The 17536-nt window shown below is 68.1% G+C and carries 18 protein-coding genes; 10 read left to right on the plus strand and 8 right to left on the minus strand.

Going from position 1 to position 17536, the window contains the following annotated elements:
• Positions 1-2 precede the first annotated feature (2 nt).
• The gene (locus ARGLB_RS22020; RefSeq protein ID WP_003806389.1) at positions 3-704 is read right to left on the minus strand and encodes a FadR/GntR family transcriptional regulator; all 702 of its coding nucleotides are present in this window, start codon (positions 702-704) and stop codon (positions 3-5) included.
• Between the two features lie 130 nt (positions 705-834).
• Here ARGLB_RS22020 and ARGLB_RS22025 point away from each other — a divergent pair, with 130 nt between their 5' ends.
• From ARGLB_RS22025 to ARGLB_RS22035, 3 genes are read left to right on the plus strand one after another with little or no spacing between them, the layout of a single operon-like run.
• Positions 835-2226 (plus strand): SLC13 family permease, encoded by a 1392-nt coding sequence (locus ARGLB_RS22025; RefSeq protein WP_003806390.1) that lies wholly within the window; start codon positions 835-837, stop codon positions 2224-2226.
• A gap of 52 nt (positions 2227-2278) precedes the next feature.
• Positions 2279-3517: a CaiB/BaiF CoA transferase family protein gene (locus ARGLB_RS22030; protein ID WP_003806392.1), complete on the plus strand. Its 1239-nt coding sequence runs from the start codon at positions 2279-2281 to the stop codon at positions 3515-3517.
• A gap of 2 nt (positions 3518-3519) precedes the next feature.
• Positions 3520-5055, plus strand: a complete 1536-nt coding sequence (locus tag ARGLB_RS22035) for a carboxyl transferase domain-containing protein (protein ID WP_003806395.1) — start codon at positions 3520-3522, stop codon at positions 5053-5055.
• A 109-nt stretch (positions 5056-5164) separates the two neighbouring features.
• Here ARGLB_RS22035 and ARGLB_RS22040 read toward each other — a convergent pair whose 3' ends face one another.
• A complete protein-coding gene (locus tag ARGLB_RS22040) occupies positions 5165-5776 on the minus strand; it encodes an NADPH-dependent FMN reductase (protein ID WP_003806396.1) in 612 nt (203 codons plus the stop codon).
• Between the two features lie 231 nt (positions 5777-6007).
• On the opposite strand from ARGLB_RS22040, the gene ARGLB_RS23790 reads away from it, so the two are divergent.
• The 3 genes from ARGLB_RS23790 to ARGLB_RS22050 all read left to right on the plus strand — a co-directional run bounded on the left by ARGLB_RS23790 (position 6008) and on the right by ARGLB_RS22050 (position 8468).
• Positions 6008-6169: a hypothetical protein gene (locus ARGLB_RS23790; RefSeq protein WP_003806397.1), complete on the plus strand. Its 162-nt coding sequence runs from the start codon at positions 6008-6010 to the stop codon at positions 6167-6169.
• Positions 6170-6222: 53 nt separating this feature from the next.
• Entirely contained in the window at positions 6223-8088 is a 1866-nt protein-coding gene (locus ARGLB_RS22045; RefSeq protein WP_003806398.1) for a Na+/H+ antiporter, read from the plus strand.
• Positions 8089-8243: 155 nt separating this feature from the next.
• Positions 8244-8468: a hypothetical protein gene (locus tag ARGLB_RS22050; RefSeq protein ID WP_003806399.1), complete on the plus strand. Its 225-nt coding sequence runs from the start codon at positions 8244-8246 to the stop codon at positions 8466-8468.
• A gap of 4 nt (positions 8469-8472) precedes the next feature.
• On the opposite strand, the gene ARGLB_RS22055 is transcribed toward ARGLB_RS22050, so the two are convergent.
• A complete protein-coding gene (locus ARGLB_RS22055) occupies positions 8473-8832 on the minus strand; it encodes a hypothetical protein (RefSeq protein ID WP_003806400.1) in 360 nt (119 codons plus the stop codon).
• Between the two features lie 266 nt (positions 8833-9098).
• On the opposite strand from ARGLB_RS22055, the gene ARGLB_RS22060 reads away from it, so the two are divergent.
• Genes ARGLB_RS22060 through ARGLB_RS22070 form a run of 3 tightly spaced genes read left to right on the plus strand, consistent with a single transcriptional unit; the run spans position 9099 to position 12279 of the window.
• The gene (locus tag ARGLB_RS22060; protein WP_003806401.1) at positions 9099-10940 is read left to right on the plus strand and encodes an ABC transporter ATP-binding protein; all 1842 of its coding nucleotides are present in this window, start codon (positions 9099-9101) and stop codon (positions 10938-10940) included.
• A complete protein-coding gene (locus ARGLB_RS22565; protein ID WP_003806402.1) occupies positions 10937-11914 on the plus strand; it encodes an NUDIX domain-containing protein in 978 nt (325 codons plus the stop codon). The genes ARGLB_RS22060 and ARGLB_RS22565 overlap by 4 nt, the downstream gene beginning before the upstream one ends.
• Positions 11915-11955: 41 nt before the next feature.
• Positions 11956-12279, plus strand: a complete 324-nt coding sequence (locus ARGLB_RS22070) for a DUF6221 family protein (protein ID WP_043420211.1) — start codon at positions 11956-11958, stop codon at positions 12277-12279.
• A 13-nt stretch (positions 12280-12292) separates the two neighbouring features.
• On the opposite strand, the gene ARGLB_RS22075 is transcribed toward ARGLB_RS22070, so the two are convergent.
• Together ARGLB_RS22075 and ARGLB_RS22080 are read right to left on the minus strand one after the other, a co-directional pair.
• Positions 12293-13159 carry an HNH endonuclease gene (locus ARGLB_RS22075; protein ID WP_003806404.1) on the minus strand — a complete coding sequence of 289 codons (867 nt, stop codon included), beginning with the start codon at positions 13157-13159 and terminating at the stop codon, positions 12293-12295.
• Positions 13160-13186: 27 nt separating this feature from the next.
• The gene (locus ARGLB_RS22080; RefSeq protein ID WP_003806405.1) at positions 13187-13813 is read right to left on the minus strand and encodes a DnaJ family domain-containing protein; all 627 of its coding nucleotides are present in this window, start codon (positions 13811-13813) and stop codon (positions 13187-13189) included.
• Between the two features lie 624 nt (positions 13814-14437).
• On the opposite strand from ARGLB_RS22080, the gene ARGLB_RS22085 reads away from it, so the two are divergent.
• A complete protein-coding gene (locus ARGLB_RS22085) occupies positions 14438-15238 on the plus strand; it encodes an NADPH-dependent F420 reductase (RefSeq protein WP_280959918.1) in 801 nt (266 codons plus the stop codon).
• Positions 15239-15268: 30 nt separating this feature from the next.
• On the opposite strand, the gene ARGLB_RS22090 is transcribed toward ARGLB_RS22085, so the two are convergent.
• From ARGLB_RS22090 to ARGLB_RS22100, 3 genes are all read right to left on the minus strand, one after another.
• Positions 15269-15778 carry an ASCH domain-containing protein gene (locus tag ARGLB_RS22090; protein ID WP_003806407.1) on the minus strand — a complete coding sequence of 170 codons (510 nt, stop codon included), beginning with the start codon at positions 15776-15778 and terminating at the stop codon, positions 15269-15271.
• 197 nt (positions 15779-15975) lie between these two features.
• Positions 15976-16923, minus strand: a complete 948-nt coding sequence (locus ARGLB_RS22095) for an LssY C-terminal domain-containing protein (protein ID WP_245531596.1) — start codon at positions 16921-16923, stop codon at positions 15976-15978.
• 33 nt (positions 16924-16956) lie between these two features.
• Entirely contained in the window at positions 16957-17424 is a 468-nt protein-coding gene (locus ARGLB_RS22100) for a hypothetical protein (RefSeq protein ID WP_003806410.1), read from the minus strand.
• Positions 17425-17536 lie beyond the last annotated feature (112 nt).

Consider the following 17536-nt stretch of genomic DNA (forward strand, 5'->3'; position numbering starts at 1 on the left):
GCTTACTTCAGCAGGGCGACGTCGGATACGAGGGTGATGTGGTCCAGCATCGCCGCCGCGGCGGCCTCCGAATCCTGGGCCCGGATGGCGTCCGCGATCTTGCGGTGGGACGCCAGTGACTGCTCGGGCCGGCCGGGCTGCCCCAGCGACTCGAGGCGCGTTTCGAGGATCATCTCGGCAATGAAGGTCATGAGCTGGGCCAACACGCCGGAGTGCGCCGCGGCCGTGATGGCCTGGTGGAACAGTTCGTCGCCGTGTGCCCCCTTCGCGCCCGAAGCCACCTCTTCCGCCATGGCGTCAAGCGCCTTGTCGATGGCCTGCATGTCCTCGTCCGTGCGCCGCGCGGCAGCAAGTTCGGCCAGCTTGACCTCGAGCGTGCTGCGGGCTTCGACAATCTCCGGAAGGCGGCTCCGGTGCTCGCGAAGTCCCTTGAGCACCGAGGGAACGTTGGGCCGGTAGACCAGGACCGCGCCGGTACCGTGCTGGACGTCGATGACGCCGAGGACCTCCAGGGCCACCAGAGCCTGGGCCAGCGTCGCCCGCGAGACGCCCAGCCGTTCGGCCAGGTCCCGTTCAGCGGGGAGGGTGTCGCCGGGCCCCAGCTGCGCGGACTCGATGAAGTCCATCAGCTGCTCTACGAGCTGTTCGTACAGCCGCGGGCGCGCGACGCGGGAAATCTGTTGCGTTGCGGTCTTCTTGGGCATTCGCATCCTTCCGGCGTTCTTGCATCAGCTTAGCGGAGGAGTATTGACAAAGTCACCTAGTGTCTAGGAGGCTAGGCCAGTGAGCCTTGTAAGCCACATCACATCAACTCTCACCCCCGGAGGAACAACGATGTCCGCTCCCGTACTCTCCATCATCATCCTGGCGGTGATGTTCCTGCTGGCCACGGTGCTGCCCCTCAACATGGGCGCCCTGGCGTTCGTAGGGGCGTTCCTGCTGGGCTCAGTGGTCCTCGGGATGTCCACCAGCGACATTCTTGCCAACTTTCCCGGCGGCCTGTTCCTGACGATCGTCGGTGTCACCTACCTGTTCGCGATCGCCCAGAACAACGGAACCATCGACCTGCTGGTGCGCGGTGCGGTCCGGATGGTGGGCAGCAAAGTGGCGCTCATCCCCTGGGTCATGTTCGCCATCACGGCGGTCATCACCGCCGTCGGGGCCCTGTCCCCTGCCGCTGTCGCGATCATCGCGCCCATCGCGCTGAGCTTCGCCGCGAAGCACAGGATCAACCCGCTCATGATGGGCATGATGGTGATCCACGGGGCGCAGGCGGGCGGCTTCTCCCCGATCGCCGTCTACGGCGTCACGGTCAATGGCATCATCGCCAAGACGGACCTCGCAGCCAGCCCCATGGCGATCTTCCTTGCCAGCTTTGTCTTCAACCTTGCCATCGCCGTAGTGCTTTTCATCGTCCTGGGCGGCAGCAAGCTGCTCTCCACCAAGACCGGCCGGCTTGTGGAGCAGGCAGCTGAATCGAGGATGGCCGTCAGTGTCGGCACCCGCGCCGCCGGCGCCACTCTGCAGGGTTCCGGCTCCGACATCTCCCCCTCCGGCGTTGCGGGCAAGGGAACCTCCAGCTCCTCTTCAGCCTCCCCGTCAGCAGCTGACGCGGCCGGCGCCCGCGCCACCATTCCGCAGCTGGTCACCATTGCCGGTCTGATCGCGCTCGCCGTCATCTCGCTCGGTTTCAAGGTGGACGTCGGGTTCGTCTCCATCACCATCGCCATGATTCTGGCCCTCGTCTCGCCCGCCGCCCAGAAGGGCGCCGTCAACAAGATCAGCTGGTCCACCGTCCTGCTCATCTGCGGCATGCTCACCTTTGTGGGCGTCCTCGAGGAAGCCGGCACCATCAAGTTCGTGTCCGACGGCGTCGCCCACCTCGGGATGCCCCTGCTGGCGGCCCTGCTGATCTGCTACATCGGTGCCGTGGTCTCGGCCTTCGCCTCCTCCACCGCCATCCTGGCCGCGCTCATCCCGCTGGCCGTCCCGTTCCTGTCGACCGGCGAAATCGGCGCGGTTGGTGTGATCGCCGCCCTGGCCGTCGCCGCCACGATCGTGGACGTCTCGCCGTTCTCCACCAACGGTGCGCTGGTTCTGGCCAACGCCCCGGAGGACGTGGACAAGGACAAGTTCTACAAGCAGATCCTGGCCTACAGCGGCATCGTCGTCATCGCCGGCCCCGCCATCGCGTGGCTGGTCATGGTGCTCCCCGGCTGGATGTAGCCGGCCGGACCAGCACCAGCAGCCCCTCCCAGCAAGAGAAGGAACACCCAGCATGAGCCATGAATCCACGCCCCAGCCCGAAGGCCCCCTCTCCGGTTACCTTGTGGTGGACCTAAGCCGGGCCCTCGCCGGACCGCACGCCGGCATGATGCTCGCAGACCTCGGCGCCCGGGTCATCAAGGTCGAGAATCCCGGCACCGGCGACGATACGCGCGGCTGGGGGCCGCCGTTCGTCGGCCCCGAGGACGATCCCCAGGCCACGTACTTCCTCTCCTGCAACCGCAACAAGGAATCCATCGCCCTGGACCTGAAGAGCGACGACGGCCGGACGGTTCTGCGCGAACTGCTGGAACGGGCCGACGTCGTCATTGAAAACTTCCGCCCCGGCGTGCTGGACCGGCTCGGGTTCTCCGCCGCGGAGATGCACGCGCTGAACCCTTCGCTGGTGGTCCTGTCCATCACCGGTTTCGGGCACGACGGTCCGGAGTCGCGCCGCAGCGGCTACGACCAGATCCTGCAGGGTGAGGCCGGGCTGATGTCCCTGACCGGCTCCGGCCCGGACGACCCCCAACGGGTGGGCGTGCCCATCGCGGACCTCCTCTCCGGCATGTACGGGGCGTTCGGCACGCTCGCGGCGCTGCTGCAGCGCGAACGGACTGGCCAGGGGCAGATCGTGCGGACCTCGCTGCTTGCCGCCTTGATCGGTGTGCACGCGTTCCAGGGCACACGCGCCACCGTTGCCGGCGAGGTGCCCAAGGCCCAGGGCAACCACCACCCGTCCATCGCACCGTACGGCCTGTTCCACTGCCGGCAGGGCCGCGTGCAGATCAGCGTGGGCAGCGAGAAGCTGTGGCGCACGTTTGCCTCAACATTCGGCATTGACGCGGACCGTCCGGAGTTCGCATCCAACGCCGAACGCGTCCGGAACCGGGAAAAGGTCATCGAGGAGGTGGAACGCGCGTTCGCCGGATACGAGGCGGAGCCCCTGCTCGCCATGCTGAACGAGGCCGGGATCCCGGCGGGCAAGGTCCGCACCCTGGACGAGGTCTACGAATGGGAACAGGTCCATTCGCAGGGCCTGGTGATCGACGTCGACCACAAGATCCTCGGGAATGTCACCCTGCCGGGGCCGCCACTGCGCTTCTTCAGCGCCGCGGACACCGCGGAAACCACGCTGAAGACGCACACGGCTCCGCCGCTGCTGGACCAGGACGGAGAGCAGATCAGGCAATGGCTCGGGCTCGTTCCGGCAGACGCCGCTGCCGGCGCCGCCGCCGGGGAGGGCCGCTGACCATGGCCGCAGATCCGTCCGCCGGTCAGAAGGTCCGGCACCTGGACGCCACCGAACTCATCGCAGCCGTCCTTGACCCCGGCTCGTACCGCTCCTGGGATTCCCCCGTGGTGGACCCCAATCCCAGCCCCGAGTACCGGCAGGAACTTGCCGCCGCCCGGGAGAAGACCGGCGTGGACGAGTCCGTCCTCACCGGTGAAGGCCTCATCCGCGGCCGGCGGGTGGCCGTCATTGTCAGCGAGTTCCGCTTCCTGGCAGGCTCCATCGGCCTGGCCGCCGCGGAACGGATCGTGAACGCCGTCGAACGCGCCACCCGGGAGGGCCTGCCGCTGCTGGCCGGACCGGCGTCGGGCGGCACGCGCATGCAGGAGGGCACCATCGCGTTCCTCTCCATGGTGAAGATCAGCGCGGCTGTCCGGGCGCACCGGCAGGCGGGCCTGCCTTACCTCGTGTACCTCCGGCATCCCACCACCGGCGGTGTCATGGCTTCCTGGGGCTCCCTCGGGCACATCACCGTGGCCGAGCCGGGCGCCCTCCTCGGGTTCCTGGGGCCGCGCGTCTACGAGGCGCTGTACGGTACCCCTTTTCCGGCGAACGTCCAGGTGGCCGAGAACCTTTTCGACAAGGGGCTCGTGGACGCGGTGGTCCCGCCGTGGCAGCTGTCCGACGTCGTCGACCGCGCCCTGAGCATCTTGGTCGCCGGCCCGCACGCGCGGGTCCGGCCGCCGCGGACGCTGTCCGTGAAACCGTCCGACGCCGGAGCCTGGGAATCGATCGAAATCTCCCGGAACCCGCGCCGCCCGGACCTGCGCCAGCTGCTGGCTTACGGGGCCCGCGACGTGCTTCCGCTCAACGGCACCGGCCAGGGCGAAAAGGACCCGGGGCTGCTGCTGGCACTGGCCCGCTTCGGGCAGAAGTCCTGCGTGGTGATCGGGCACACCCGGCCCCGGCCCTCGCAGCAGACCGCGATGGGGCCCGCATCCCTGCGGGAAGCCCGCCGCGGCATGCGGCTGGCCGAAGAGCTCGGGCTGCCCCTGGTGACGGTGATCGACACCGGCGGCGCGGCGCTGTCCAAGGAAGCGGAAGAGGGCGGGCTGGCCGGCGAAATCGCACGGTCGCTCCATGACCTCATCGGACTCAACTCCCCCACGGTTTCCGTGCTGATGGGCCAGGGCACAGGCGGCGGCGCCCTGGCACTGTTCCCGGCCGACCGCACCATCGCCGCACAGCACGCCTGGCTGTCCCCCCTGCCGCCCGAAGGGGCCAGCGCCATCGTGCACCGCAGCACCGAGTTCGCCCCGGCCATGTCCGAGGCGCAGGGCGTCAACGTCGCCTCTCTCTACGCACATGGCATGGTGGAGCACATCGTGGACGAACGCGGCGACGCCGCCCTCGAGGGCAGGGCGTTCTGCCAGCGCCTGGGGCAGGCGATCGAGTACGAGCTGGCCGCGCTTTCGGCCGCCGGGGTGGCCGAGCTCCTCCCGCAGCGGCTCGAAAAGTACCGCAACCTCGGCGGCCTCGTCCCCCTCCCCCTCTAGGCCCCTCCACTGCTAGGAGTTCTTGTACAGATAATGGGGCTTCGGGCCTCCGAGCGGCCATTGCCTGTACAAAAACTGGGCATGAGGAGGGCTGGAAGAGGGGGCTTGCCTAGCGGGAGAGCTTCTGGGTGTCGGGTTCCGGGTCACCGATGTGGCCCGGTGCGTTGGCCGCCAGGACCCGCTGGACGAAGGCGCAGTACTCCTCCATGTAGTGCCGCAGGAAGGCCTCAGTGGATTCGTCCTTGACCTCGCCGTCGCTGCCGAACACATCGGGGTTGAACTTCACGTAGGCCTCGGGTGCGTTCAGCTGCGGGGCGTCGAGGAAGCTCAGCACGGCGCGCATGGAGGACTGCATCACCGCAGTGCCGATGCTCCCGGGCGAGGCGCCGATGATGCCGGTGGGCTTGCGGGCGAATGAGTTGGTGCCCCAGGGCCGGGATCCCCAGTCGATGGCGTTCTTCAGCGCCCCCGGGATGGACCGGTTGTATTCCGGGGAGACAAACAGGATGCCGTCGGAGCCTTCGATGGCCTCCTTGAGCGCGCGGCCTTCGGGCGGGAAGTCGGCGTCGTAGTCGTAGCTGTACAGGGGCAGGTCCTTGATGGGAATCTCGGTGAATTCGAGGTCGCCGGGGGCCAGCTTGATAAGGGCTTTGGAAAGCGTCCGGTTGATGGAGCCGCTGGCCAGGCTCCCTACGAAATAGCCGATCTTGTGCGTTGCCATAGTGGAGTTCCTTCCCAACAGCCGGCGCGGACCGGCTGGGTAGACGGTGCTAAGGGCGGTGCTGCGGCGTCAACCGCGGGGGCATTTCGGGTGCAACCCCAACAGTTCAACACAGAACAGCATCCCCGGCCAGAGCGCAGCGGCGGTCCTTGACAGGCTGACTGGTGCGGTAGCTAGATGAACGTTAAGCGATGGCCCACAGCACACAACCCCAACAGAGGAACGGCAGTCATGAGCGAGAACCCGGAGTCGCTGCAGCGCATCCACAGCGAAGCCCCCGCCGAAGGGGACGAAACGGCAGACCCCACCGACATCCGCATGCATTCGCAGGATCCGGCCGAAGGTGCTGACGACGTCGTCGAACCTGCGCCCAAGCGTGCGGAGACATCCTGACCGAAGTCCCCGCCCGCCGTCGGGCAGTCCGCGGCGGCTGAGAGAATAGCCGCATGGACGTCGCTCTGGGGTTGCTGTCGCTCGCCGCTGTGGTGTGCGCGGTCAGCGCGCTGGGCCGCAAGCTTGATGTGTCCGTCCCGCTGCTGCTGGTGCTCGCCGGGGTGGCCGCTTCCTTCCTCCCGTTCGTGCCCCGCGTCGACCTCAACCCTGAACTGGTCCTCGTGGGGCTGCTGCCGCCGCTCCTGTATGCCGCCGCCCTGCAGACATCGCTGTACGACTTCCGCTCCAACCGGCGGGCCATCGGGCTGCTCTCCGTGGGCTACGTCGTCTTCGGCACCATCGTGGTGGGCCTCGTCGTCTGGTGGCTGTTCCCGGAAATACCGCTCGCCGCGGCCGTCGCGCTCGCTGCCGTGGTGGCTCCACCGGATGCGGTGGCCGCCACCGCCATTGCCCGCAAGGTAGGGATGCCGCGCAGGATCGTCAGCATCCTGGAAGGCGAATCGCTGGTCAACGACGCAACCGCCCTGGTATGCCTGCGTGCAGCCGTCGCCGCCCTCGCAGGAACCGTTTCCGTGCTGGAGATCGGCGCCGACTTCCTGGTGGCCGCCGGCGGCGGGCTGGTGGTGGGACTGGCCGCAGCCTACGTCCTCACCCAGCTGCGCCTGCGGATCCGCAACGTTGCCATCAATACCTCGACGTCGCTGATGGCACCCTTCGTGGCCTACCTGCCGGCGGAGGCAATCCACGCGTCGGGCGTCCTGGCGGTGGTGGTGACCGGCCTGATCATGGGCACCAAGGCACCCTCCATGCCCAACGGGGCCGCCCGGCAGAGCCAGCGGAGCAACTGGGAGACGGTGCAGTTCCTGCTGGAAAACTCAGTGTTCCTCCTCATCGGCCTGCAGGTGCGGACCGTCATCGAGGGCGTCCAGGACGACTCCCTCGGCGCCGCCAGAATCTGGGCGGGGTGTGCGGTGATCTTGCTGGCTGTCCTGCTGCTGCGGCCGGTCTGGGTCTTCCCGGCAACCTACCTGCCCCGGCTGATCCCGTCCGTCGCCCGGAACGACCCAGCACCACCCTGGCAGTACCCGGCCATCATCTCGTGGGCCGGCATGCGCGGCGTGGTCACGCTCGCCGCAGTCCTCACGCTGCCCGAGGACCTGGAGCACCGCACTGTGCTGATCCTGGCGGCAATGGTGGTGGTGGCCGGCACGCTGGCGCTGCAGGGGTTCACGCTGCCCGCCCTGGTGCGGCTGCTCCGCGTGCAGGGCCCCGATCCGGGCGAGGACGCGCTGGCCCAGGCCTCGCTGACGCAGCAGGCCACGGCGGCGGGAGTGGAGCGGCTGCACGAACTCCGGACCGACGATGATCCTCCGGAGGTGGTGGCCATGCTCAAGCGGAGGACGCTGGAGCGCGGACTCGCAGCGTGGGAACGCCTGGGCAGGCCGACGGCGGAAGCCGCCACTCCCAGCCAGCGCTATGCCCAGCTGCGGCTCGCCATGCTCGAGGCGGAGCGGGCGAAGGTCCTCGAACTCAGAAGCGGCGGGAACTACGCCCACGAAGTGCTCAGCAATGTCCTGGAACGGCTCGACGTCGAAGAGTCGATGCTGGATGCCGTCATCGAGGAGGCCGACGTTTCCGGGTCCCGCGCCGTCGCCCGGCCGGGCGGAGACTGCGAGCATCTGGAGGCCGCCCGCGATCCCGAGGTTCCCCCCGAGGCGCACTGCGACGCCTGCGTCCGCGAAGGCACCCTCACGGTCCACCTGCGGATGTGCCTGGAGTGCGGGAACGTGGGCTGCTGTGATTCCTCTCCCGCCACCCACGCGTCCCGGCATTTCCATGCCACCGGACACCCTGTGATGCGCAGCATCGAACCGGGTGAGGACTGGCGGTGGTGCTACGTGGACGATCTGCTCGGATAACGGAGCAAGGTAGCCCGGGCCGGGACAAGATGGCCAAACGGATCTAACAGCCCCGTAACCCGCCGTTAATGCCGCGGCGGGAGACTGGAGACCTTGGATCCGCACGACTGGCCTTGCGTCCCGGGGGCAGCCACTCGACGAGGAGTTCTGTAGGCATGAATAGTTCCGACGGCGACAGCAGGCCAGCACCGTCCGTTCTTCCGGTCAGCAGCGGGGAACGGCCCGATCTCAGAAGCTTCCATGTCCGCGAAGACGTGGCCCTGGCGGGCCGCTGCGGCAATGTGCACCTGGCCACCGGCCGGACCTGCATCCTGCCCGAACGCCACCCGGGCTCGTGCGACTTTGTGGGCCCGGAGGATGCCAACGGGGTGGCACGCTAGGCGTTCAGGTGCTCTTCGCCATCGGCACGGCCGGCTCCGTTACGCCCGCAATGTCCGACGCCGGGGTGAGGATCCAGCGTTCCCCGTCCTGTTCATAACTGATCACCATGGACGCGGCGGAAGTGCCTGCTGCATCCATGGCGAGCAGCAATGCCGCCTGCATGCGCCGGGCATGCCCGAATCTGGCTTTCGCCGTGCCCTCGAGGTCGCTGTTGTCGACGAGAATATAGGCCCTGCCCTCGGCCACCGCCCTGATCGAATACCCGCGCTCTTCGTGGACCGACCCGCGGGACGAGGCAATCTCCGTGACCCTGTCGGCCCGCACCAGGCTGTGGCTGATGGTGCGGATCCACACCTCACCCATGGGGTCTCCTTTGCTGCCGTGCGGGCTGGAATTGCCTCTACTTGCAAACGGTAGTCCGAGACGGCCCGGATGTAAGCCCCCCAAACGGTGCAACCGCCGTCGTACTCCAAATTGCCACAGGTTTTCCCCAAGCTCCGGGAGGGGTTTCCTAAAGCTCTGTGGGAAATAGTGAGTCTGACCAGGGACTATCCCTGGACGGTCTCAGAGCACCGCCCAACGCACAGCGTTCGGGCGATGTCCGCGACCGCCGGTTCTTAGGGGGAGACATGTTTCAAACCTTTTGGCGGTTCCGCGGGGCGATAGCCCCGCATGTCTGGGCGCTGGCAGGCGGGGCGCTGCTGGTGGTGTTCGTCGCCGCCGTGGAAGTTGCCCTGCCGTGGCCCATGAAAGTCATCGTCGACGACGTGCTGCAGCCGACGGGCAGCTCCCAGCTTCATGAGACGCCGGCCTTCCTGGGCCTGGCCGGCTTGAGCCAGCTCCAGCTGCTTCTGCTCGCCGCGTCGGCCTTGCTTGCCATGACAGTGCTGAACGCGGGCGCGGACTATCTTGGCACCCGCCTGCTCAACGGCGTCGGTGAGAGGGCGATGGCCACGATCCGGGCCGAAGTCTTCACCCATCTGCAGCGGCTGTCTCTGGCCTTCCACGACAAGCAGCGGCTGGGCGACCTCGTCACCCGCACCACCACCGACGTCGACTACGTGCGTGCGCTCATGGTGTCGATCCTGTCCGTGCTGCTGCCCAATGTCTTCATCCTCGGGTTCGTGATCACGATCTGCGTGCTGATCGACCCGACCTTCGCACTGATCGGCCTGGCGGTGTCGCCACTGCTGTTCGTCACCGTGCTCTTCTACCGGCGCCGCATCAAGGTCGCGTCAAAGGAGGCCCGCAGCAGGGACAGCGACATTGCGGCGGCGATGTCGGAGACCTTCTCCTCGGTGCGCGTGATGCAGACCTACACGAGCGAGGCACACCACGAGGAGGACTTCCGGACCCGCAATGACGGACGGCGTGACGCCGGCCTGAAGGTCATCCGGCTGCAGTCCATGTTCTCGCCGCTGGTTGACATCATCGCGACCCTGGGCACGGTGCTGGTCCTATGGATCGGCGCCCAGCGCGTGCTGGACGGGACCCTGACACTGGGCCTGCTGCTTGTGTTCCTCGCCTACCTCAAGGCGCTGTACTCCCCCATGAAGTCCCTGGCCAAGCTCACCACCGTCATCAGCCGCGGCCAGGCCAGCGCCGAGCGCATCCAGGAAATCCTGGACACGGCGCCGGCCATATCTGACCTGCCCGGCGCACGGCCGGCCCCGCGGCTGGCCGGCGCGGTGGAACTGCGCTCGGTGAGCTTCGGCTACCACGGCGACCGGCATGTGCTGCACGGAATTGACCTCACGGTGGAGCCTGGCAGGGTCGTGGCGATCACTGGCCCGACGGGCGCCGGAAAGTCGTCCGTCGTCAGCCTGATTCCGCGGCTCTACGATGCGGCCGAGGGGGAAGTTCTGCTTGACGGCATCGATGTGCGGGACCTGCAGGTGGCCACGGTGCGCCGGCAGATATCCATCGTGCTGCAGGAATCAATCCTGTTCCGCGGGACCATCTACGACAACATCGCCTACGGCTCGGAGGGCGTCAGCCGGGAACAGGTCCTGGCCGCGGCCGAGGCAGCCCACGTGGACGAGTTCGTCCGCAACCTGCCCCTCGGGTACGACACCCCGGTGGCCGAGCGGGGCGTCACGCTCTCCGGCGGGCAGCGCCAGCGCATCGCCATCGCCCGCGCGCTGGTCCGCGACACACCCATCGTGATCCTCGATGAACCAACATCCGGCCTGGACGCCATTTCTGAGCAGTACGTCATGCGCGGCCTGGAACGGCTCATGGCGGGGCGGACGGTGATCGTCATCGCGCACCGGCTCTCGACGCTGAAACGGGCCGACCGGATCTACGTGCTGGACAAGGGGCGGATTGTGGAAAGCGGCCGGCACAGCGAACTCGCCGCGGCGGGCGGCCTCTACAGCCGGCTGGACAGTCTGCAGCATGCCAAGGACACTCCGGCCCTGACCCTGGTTCCTGCCGAAAGCGGCAGCCTCAAAACGGAGACGAGCGCATGAGCAGGACGAAGCCCCCGACGTATGGTGCACTGCCTTGGCGGATCGGAGGGAAAGGCGCCCTTGAAGTGCTCCTGATCCACCGGCCGGCCCACGGCGACTGGTCCATCCCCAAGGGCAAAGCGGACCCGGGGGAAACGGGCCCGGAATGCGCGGAACGTGAGGTGCGGGAGGAAACGGGCCTGCAGTGCCGTCTGGGCGCGGAGTTGCCCACCATCCGCTACGAGGACAGCAAACGCAGAATCAAAAGCATCCGTTACTGGGCTGCCGCGGCGGGGCCAGGCCGCTTCACTCCCAATGAAGAGGTCGACGCCGTCAGGTGGCTTTCGCTGCCGGCGGCCTTGCGCACCGTCACCGAGCCGCGGGACAGGCCCGCCATCATCGCCCTGGGCACCCTGCTCCAGTTGGAGTTGGGTATCCGTCCGGTGCCGAAGCGGGAGAAAATGCTGCTGCTGGTGCGCGGGGCGGAAATGACGAAACGGGACGAGTGGGACCCGGCAGCAGGCAGCCGGCCCCTGGCGCGGATCGGCGAGCAGGCCGCCAGGTCACTCGCCTCACTCGGAGCCGTGTTTGACATCGAGCGCATCGTCTCCGCACCCTCGATCCGTTGCCTCGAAACGGTCGCCGAGCTGGCACGGCGGGAATCCCTCGTAGTGGAGCGTTCTGAGCACCTGGCCGCCGGCAGCCTGGCGGCCACACTGGACCTCGTTGCCAAGGCCCGCGGGACGGGAACGGTCCTGTGCACGCACGAGGATGTCATGGCAGATGTCCTCGCCCACCTCATCCACCATGACAGGACGGTCCTGACCAAGCGCTTTCGCGTCCGCAAGGGCTCAGCGTGGGTGGTGACCGGCGACCGCACGCGCTACCACTCCGCCTACTACCTGCCTCTGTCCCCGGCGGACCTCAGCACCGCACTGGACCTCAGCCCCGCACTGGACATCAGCCCCGCCGCGGACCTGCGCGCCGCCGTCTAGCACCGTGTGTGCCCGCGCAGCGGCGGGCGTACGCTCAGACAGTGGACATCGTGGAGTTCCTGTCCGCGCGCATCGCCGAAGACGAGGCCGTGGCGCGCAAGCTGCTGGACGACCGCACGACGTCGGAATCGGGCAAGTGGTACGAACGCCGCCTGCTGCTGGAGTGCGAAGCCAAGCGGCGCCTGATCGGCATCGTCGAGGCGGCCAGGCAGACGGCGCTGGCCACCCTCGTGAGCGATCCCTTCGGCGACGAGACCGAGTGGATTCCGCAGGCGCTGGAATGGACCACCCTGTCACTCAATGCGCTGGCGGTCCCCTACAGTGACCACCCCGACTTCAACCGGGAGTGGCTCTGGTCCCCGTAGCTCCCCGGGCCGCTCACTTGCTGCCCAGGATGCGGCGGGCCTCAGCCTGGGCATCCAGCTCCTGCTGTGACACCACGGATCCGCTGATGTACCCCGCGCTGGACCTCATGGCCCGGAGTTCGGCCACGGTGTACGGAACCCGGCGGCGGTGCGCCATGGCGTGGCAGTTGGGGCACAACGGAACCAGGTCCCCCACAGGGTCCAGCTCGTAGCCGGGCCCCAGCTGGCTGGCCGGCACCAGGTGATGGACATGGATGAAGCCTTCGCCTTCCGGGCCGTAGGCCGCCTCGAAGGAGAACCCGCAGGCGGCGCATGAGGTGCCGTGGTGCGCCAGGCAGACGCGCCGGGCGTGCGGATTGCGCTCGTATCTGTTCACGCCCACCCGGATCAGGGCGTCCTGCGGCAGGGTGCCAGGCACGGGAAGGACCGGATCGTTCTCGTCGGCCGGCAGGCACTCGGCCCAGAGCTCCCGGATGGCCCGCGCCTGGTCCTCCGGGAGCGGCCGGCACGCGCCGGTGGCCGCGGCAGCAGCCCAGTCCGTCAGCGGCGCGCGGGCCGCCAGGATGTCCACCGGGACCTGGTCTCCGAGCGGCAGCAGCACGTCAAAGTCCACGTCAATGCAGGTCTGGGTCCCGTGTTCCAACTCGGGCGCGGCAACCGGATATGGCGCAGAGGCGACCACGCCATGGCCGATCAGCCCGCTTCCTGCCTTTCCGTGCAGCAGGAGCCAGGCATCCGCTCCCGGCCCCGGCAGGGTGCCGGTTCCGGTGGGCCACGCGCGCCGGTGCACGCCGGCAGCACCCAGCTCGTCCACGACCCGCGAATAGCCCGGCCAGGTATCGCCTACGCCCGGGTTCCAGCCCAGCAGAACAGCCACCATTCCCTTATCGTGCCACCTGCGGGCGCTTCAGGAGGAGCGGTGCCCCAGACGTCGCCACCACGGGGGTTTGGCTTCCGCGACAGGTTGCGGTGCAGCCGCGGCCGCCACGGCACGCCGTTCGCGCCACCGCTGCACCTCGGCGTCGGCGTCACGGGTTTTTGTGACCACCGGCGGCCCGCCCTGCAGCTGGCGGCGCGCCTCGATGACGCTGGCGTTGAAGTCCTCAACGATGTCGCGAACCTGCTTTTCCGTGTACTGCGCGTCCAGTTTGGCGTCCAGCTCCGCATCCTCGGTGCGCAGCAGGATGGCTTTTGGCCCCAGGCCGCTAAGGTGCTCGCGCTGGATGAGGCCCTTGACCCACCAGTCGGGGTCATATCCCTCCCCGAGTCCGGGAATCGGTTTGCCCGAGTATTTCAAGTTGTCGAACTTCCCCTGCGCCATCGCATCCCGGATGAGGTAGTCGGCGCGGGCCGCATCGGTGACCTTCCGGCGCTTTTCCCGCAGCTCGGACTCGGCGGCGGACAGCTCCGCGTCGTCCTCCGCTGTCCCCCCGGAGGACCGGAGCGCGCGGAGTTCGGCTGCGCGCTCCACCTTCCGCCTGAAGTTGCTGCCTGCTGCACCCATCACCGTGTCACCGCCCCTGCCGCCGGACATTGCCCCGGTTCCAGTATTCCGGCGCGTGCCGGAGTGTTCAACGGATCGTTGGGCGGAACCAGGCAGACGCCGGCCAGAACGACGACGGCGGGACCTCCCGCCGTCGTACGCCTTCACCGATGCACGCTTAGGTTTCCGGCTTACATAGGGTCCGGCCAGTTGCCGATATCCGCGCGCGCCGGAACGGCGGCGACTTCGTCGCCCGGCGGCCGTGTGCCTGCGCCGCCCGGGGCGGCTGCGGCCGGTCCTTGAACCGGGCTTTGTCTTGGCCCGGCGGGAACCGCCGCGCTGGAGCGGGGACCGGGGGGTTGGTCGGGGCCCACCTTCGCAGGCGCAGCGTTCACAGCCGCCGTGATGACGGGAAGTTCAGACCTCGGAATCTTCATGGGGCCCTCGCAGGTGGGGCGGCAACTAAAGGCCGGACCGAGTATTCAATCGTGACTGCCGGCCGTCTGACGAGGCTTTCCGAGCCCAAGTCCAACTGCTCCGGCGATCACCGACGTGCCGAATCAGCCGGGGAGGACCGGCTGGTCCGGCAACAACCGTGGCGGCCTTCCCAGCCCGGTGTGTGCCGGCAATTGGTGGCACCGGCACACTTTCCACCACCCAATACAACAACCCTATGTGCCACAGCGTGGACAGGCACCGGTAGCGGGTACTCGAATTTGCGCAGCGGCCGCTACTTGGGCACTCGCGGGCCTCCGGCGCTCCCGCCGTCGGCTGGCGCAGGTCGTCTGGCGTAATGTGCGAAATACCTGCGGGCTACCCGCTGTTGCGCCGGACATGACAACAATCGGAATCATCGGTGCAGGACACATTGGAAGCCAGGTCGCACGGAAGGCTGTGGAGCTCGGCTATGACGTGGTCATCAGTAATTCGCGGGGGCCGGAAACCCTGGCCGGACTCGTTGCGGAGCTGGGGCCGCAGGCAAAGGCGGCCACGGCTGCGGAGGCTGCGGCCATGGGCGACTTCGCCGTCGTCACCGTTCCCCTCAAGAGCTACCGGGACATCCCCGTGGAGCCGCTGGCCGGAAAGATCGTGATCGATACCAACAACTACTACTGGGAGCGGGACGGCCGCATCCCGGCGCTGGACAACGGGGAAGCCACCACGTCCGGCCTGCTGCAGGAACACCTTCCGGAGTCCAAGGTGGCCAAGGGCTTCAACCACATCATGGCCAAGCAGATCACCTCGGACGGTACCCCGCCGGGCACGGAGAACCGCCGCGCGCTGGCCACTGCGAGTGACTATCCCGAGGCAAGTGAGCTGGTGGCGAGGCTATACGACGAGTTCGGCTTCGATACCGTCAACGTCGGCCCCCTGTCCGACAGCTGGCGCGTCGAGCGGGACCGCCCTGCCTACGTGGTCCGGCAGAACGCGGCGGAGCTCACGGAGAACCTGGCAAAGGCTCCGCGGACAATCTGAGACCGGCCCTAAGCTGCGGACCCGGCGGCCCTAGGCCGGGTCCGCCAGCTCGGGAGGCCAGGCCACCCGGAACCGCTCAAAAACAATCTCGTCGCCTTCGGTCCATTCCAGCCCGCGGCGGCCCCGGACGCGGGTCCAGTACTTCCGGTGCTCCGCCTGCCAGCTCGCCAGCGACCGGTCGTCTTCCCCCTCATCCCGGGCGAACGCCTCATCGGCACTGGTGAACGGGCCGAGCCGCAGCTCGACGGTACGCAGCACGACGCGCGGGACGCCGGCACCGTCACAAGCGATCCAGTGCGACCCGATGCGGGGCAGGCTGTCCCCGGCCGCAAGGAATTCGTCGGCGAGTTCAGAGGTGGCACGTTTGGCCCCCTCGGTCACGGCCCGCAACAGCCCATCGGCCAGCACGGCGGAATCCCCGAAGCGCTCGACAGTGTAGTCGGAACAGAGGCGAACCGCTTCGGGGCGGGCAGCGGCGTATTCGGACCAGAAAACGTCGGCCGCAGCAGTGTCCACGGCAGGAAGGCCGGCAGCACTCACGCCAGCGCGTCCTTCAGCCAGCGGTCCAGAACAGGAGCCGGTGCTGCGCCAGCCTGGCCGCAGTGCGGGCATTTAGTGATCGCCTTGTTCATGCCGTCCTTATCCTCCGTTGCCCAGGTCCAACCGCCATTGTGCCAAACGCAAGAGGACGACGGCGGGTGCGTCCCGCCGTCGTCCGCTTGCGTTTTCTGACCGGCTCACAGCGCGGGTGCGGAATCCCGTTGGCCGTGCGGCCGGAGATCGATGATGGGAAGGTGCCCGTCCGTGCGGATGCTGTCTCCGCCGCCGTTGCGGTGGTGGTACCCGGAGGAGAAGTGCCGGATGACGTGCACGGATTCCACGGCATTGGCAGTTTGCAGCGTGCCGATGATGAAGTCGCGTTCCTCGTCGGTCCCGTCCGCGATCTTGTGGGTGATCTGGAACGTGAAGAGCGAGAGTCCCACGCTTTTGTCGTATGTTCCGGCACCCACCCAGTCGACGGCGAACCCGCCGGGAAGCATCCAGCCTTCCGGGCATTTCCAGAACCGCACGTGGTGCCGCTTGCGCGGATTGCCGTCGATTTCCCGCTGAAACGCCATGTCCTGCTTGTTCCCGAAGACGTACAGGGCACTGACCGGCGACTGCGGATAGCTCCGGCCCAGAAGCGTCGCGCTGAGGGTGCGCCAGGCGGTGGACGGGGTGACGGGGTCGGCCTCGATCCACCCTGCCGTGAGCATCGCGGTGCGCAGTTCGTCCGCCGGACCGACGACGGCGAGATTGACCGGATCGCCGAGCACGCCGTCGCCGGTGCGGGCACGCCCGATGAAGTAGTTCGGCAGGTACAGGCTGCTGAGGATCTTGTGGACGCGGGGCAGGAAGGCGTAGGCAGCAATCAGCCAGACGGGGAGGAACACCCACACCTGCTCCGGGCCCCTGGCCAGCCGGGCGAGCAGGAAGAAATAGACGGCCCAGCCCACGGCGGCGGTGATAACCACGTACAGCAGCCGCTGGAGGACGGCGACGACGGTGGCCCAGCGGGTGCCCCAGCGCGCCTTCCGGCTGTCCGGCCGGGAGTGCTCCGGCTCCTGCGGCGTCTGGCCTCCGGCACGCTGCGGGACCGCAGGCTCCGCCGGCCCGTTATTCTGCGGGACGTCCGGGTCGGTCACAGCATCCCTTGCGGTGTCTTTGGAAACAGCCACTTATTTGGGCAGGTGCTCCAGCAGGTGCCCTGTGACCGCCCCGTATGCGGCGTGCGGCACGATGTCGCTGGCCCAGTCCGCGGCACTCCAGGTCCGCGGATCAGTCACGCCCAGGGCGGTCATGGGAATGTTGGAGACGAGCAGGGCAGCCAGCGAGGCCACCGCCACTGACCGGACGGGCCCGGTGCGAACCCCCAGTGACCCGGCCGCCCCCAGCACGGCGCCGAGGCCCATGCCGGTGGCGATCCCGAGCAGCGGGCCCAGGGCCTCCACCCGGTTCCCGCGCTGGGCTTCGGTTCCCGGGATGGTCACTCCCGCCCGTTCCGCCAGCCTCTCCACGGAGTCGCTGGGCGTGGTGCTCGCCGCCCGGCCGCGCCACACCATGTCCAGGTAGCTGACGGCATTCAGCGCCGTGGTGCCCGCGGCGCCGGCGAGCGCTCCGTTCACAAGTCCTTGGAACAGGGACATCCTCAACTCTCCTTCTGGCTATCTGCCACGCTTGCTCTTCCCCGAAGCTACGTCAGGTGCCCTGGCCGCGGCAACGGCGGCGGCCGGCCGTCAGGGAATGATGGCCGCTTTT

This window comes from Arthrobacter globiformis NBRC 12137, from assembly GCF_000238915.1.
In the GTDB taxonomy this organism is placed as follows: Bacteria; Actinomycetota; Actinomycetes; order Actinomycetales; family Micrococcaceae; genus Arthrobacter; species Arthrobacter globiformis.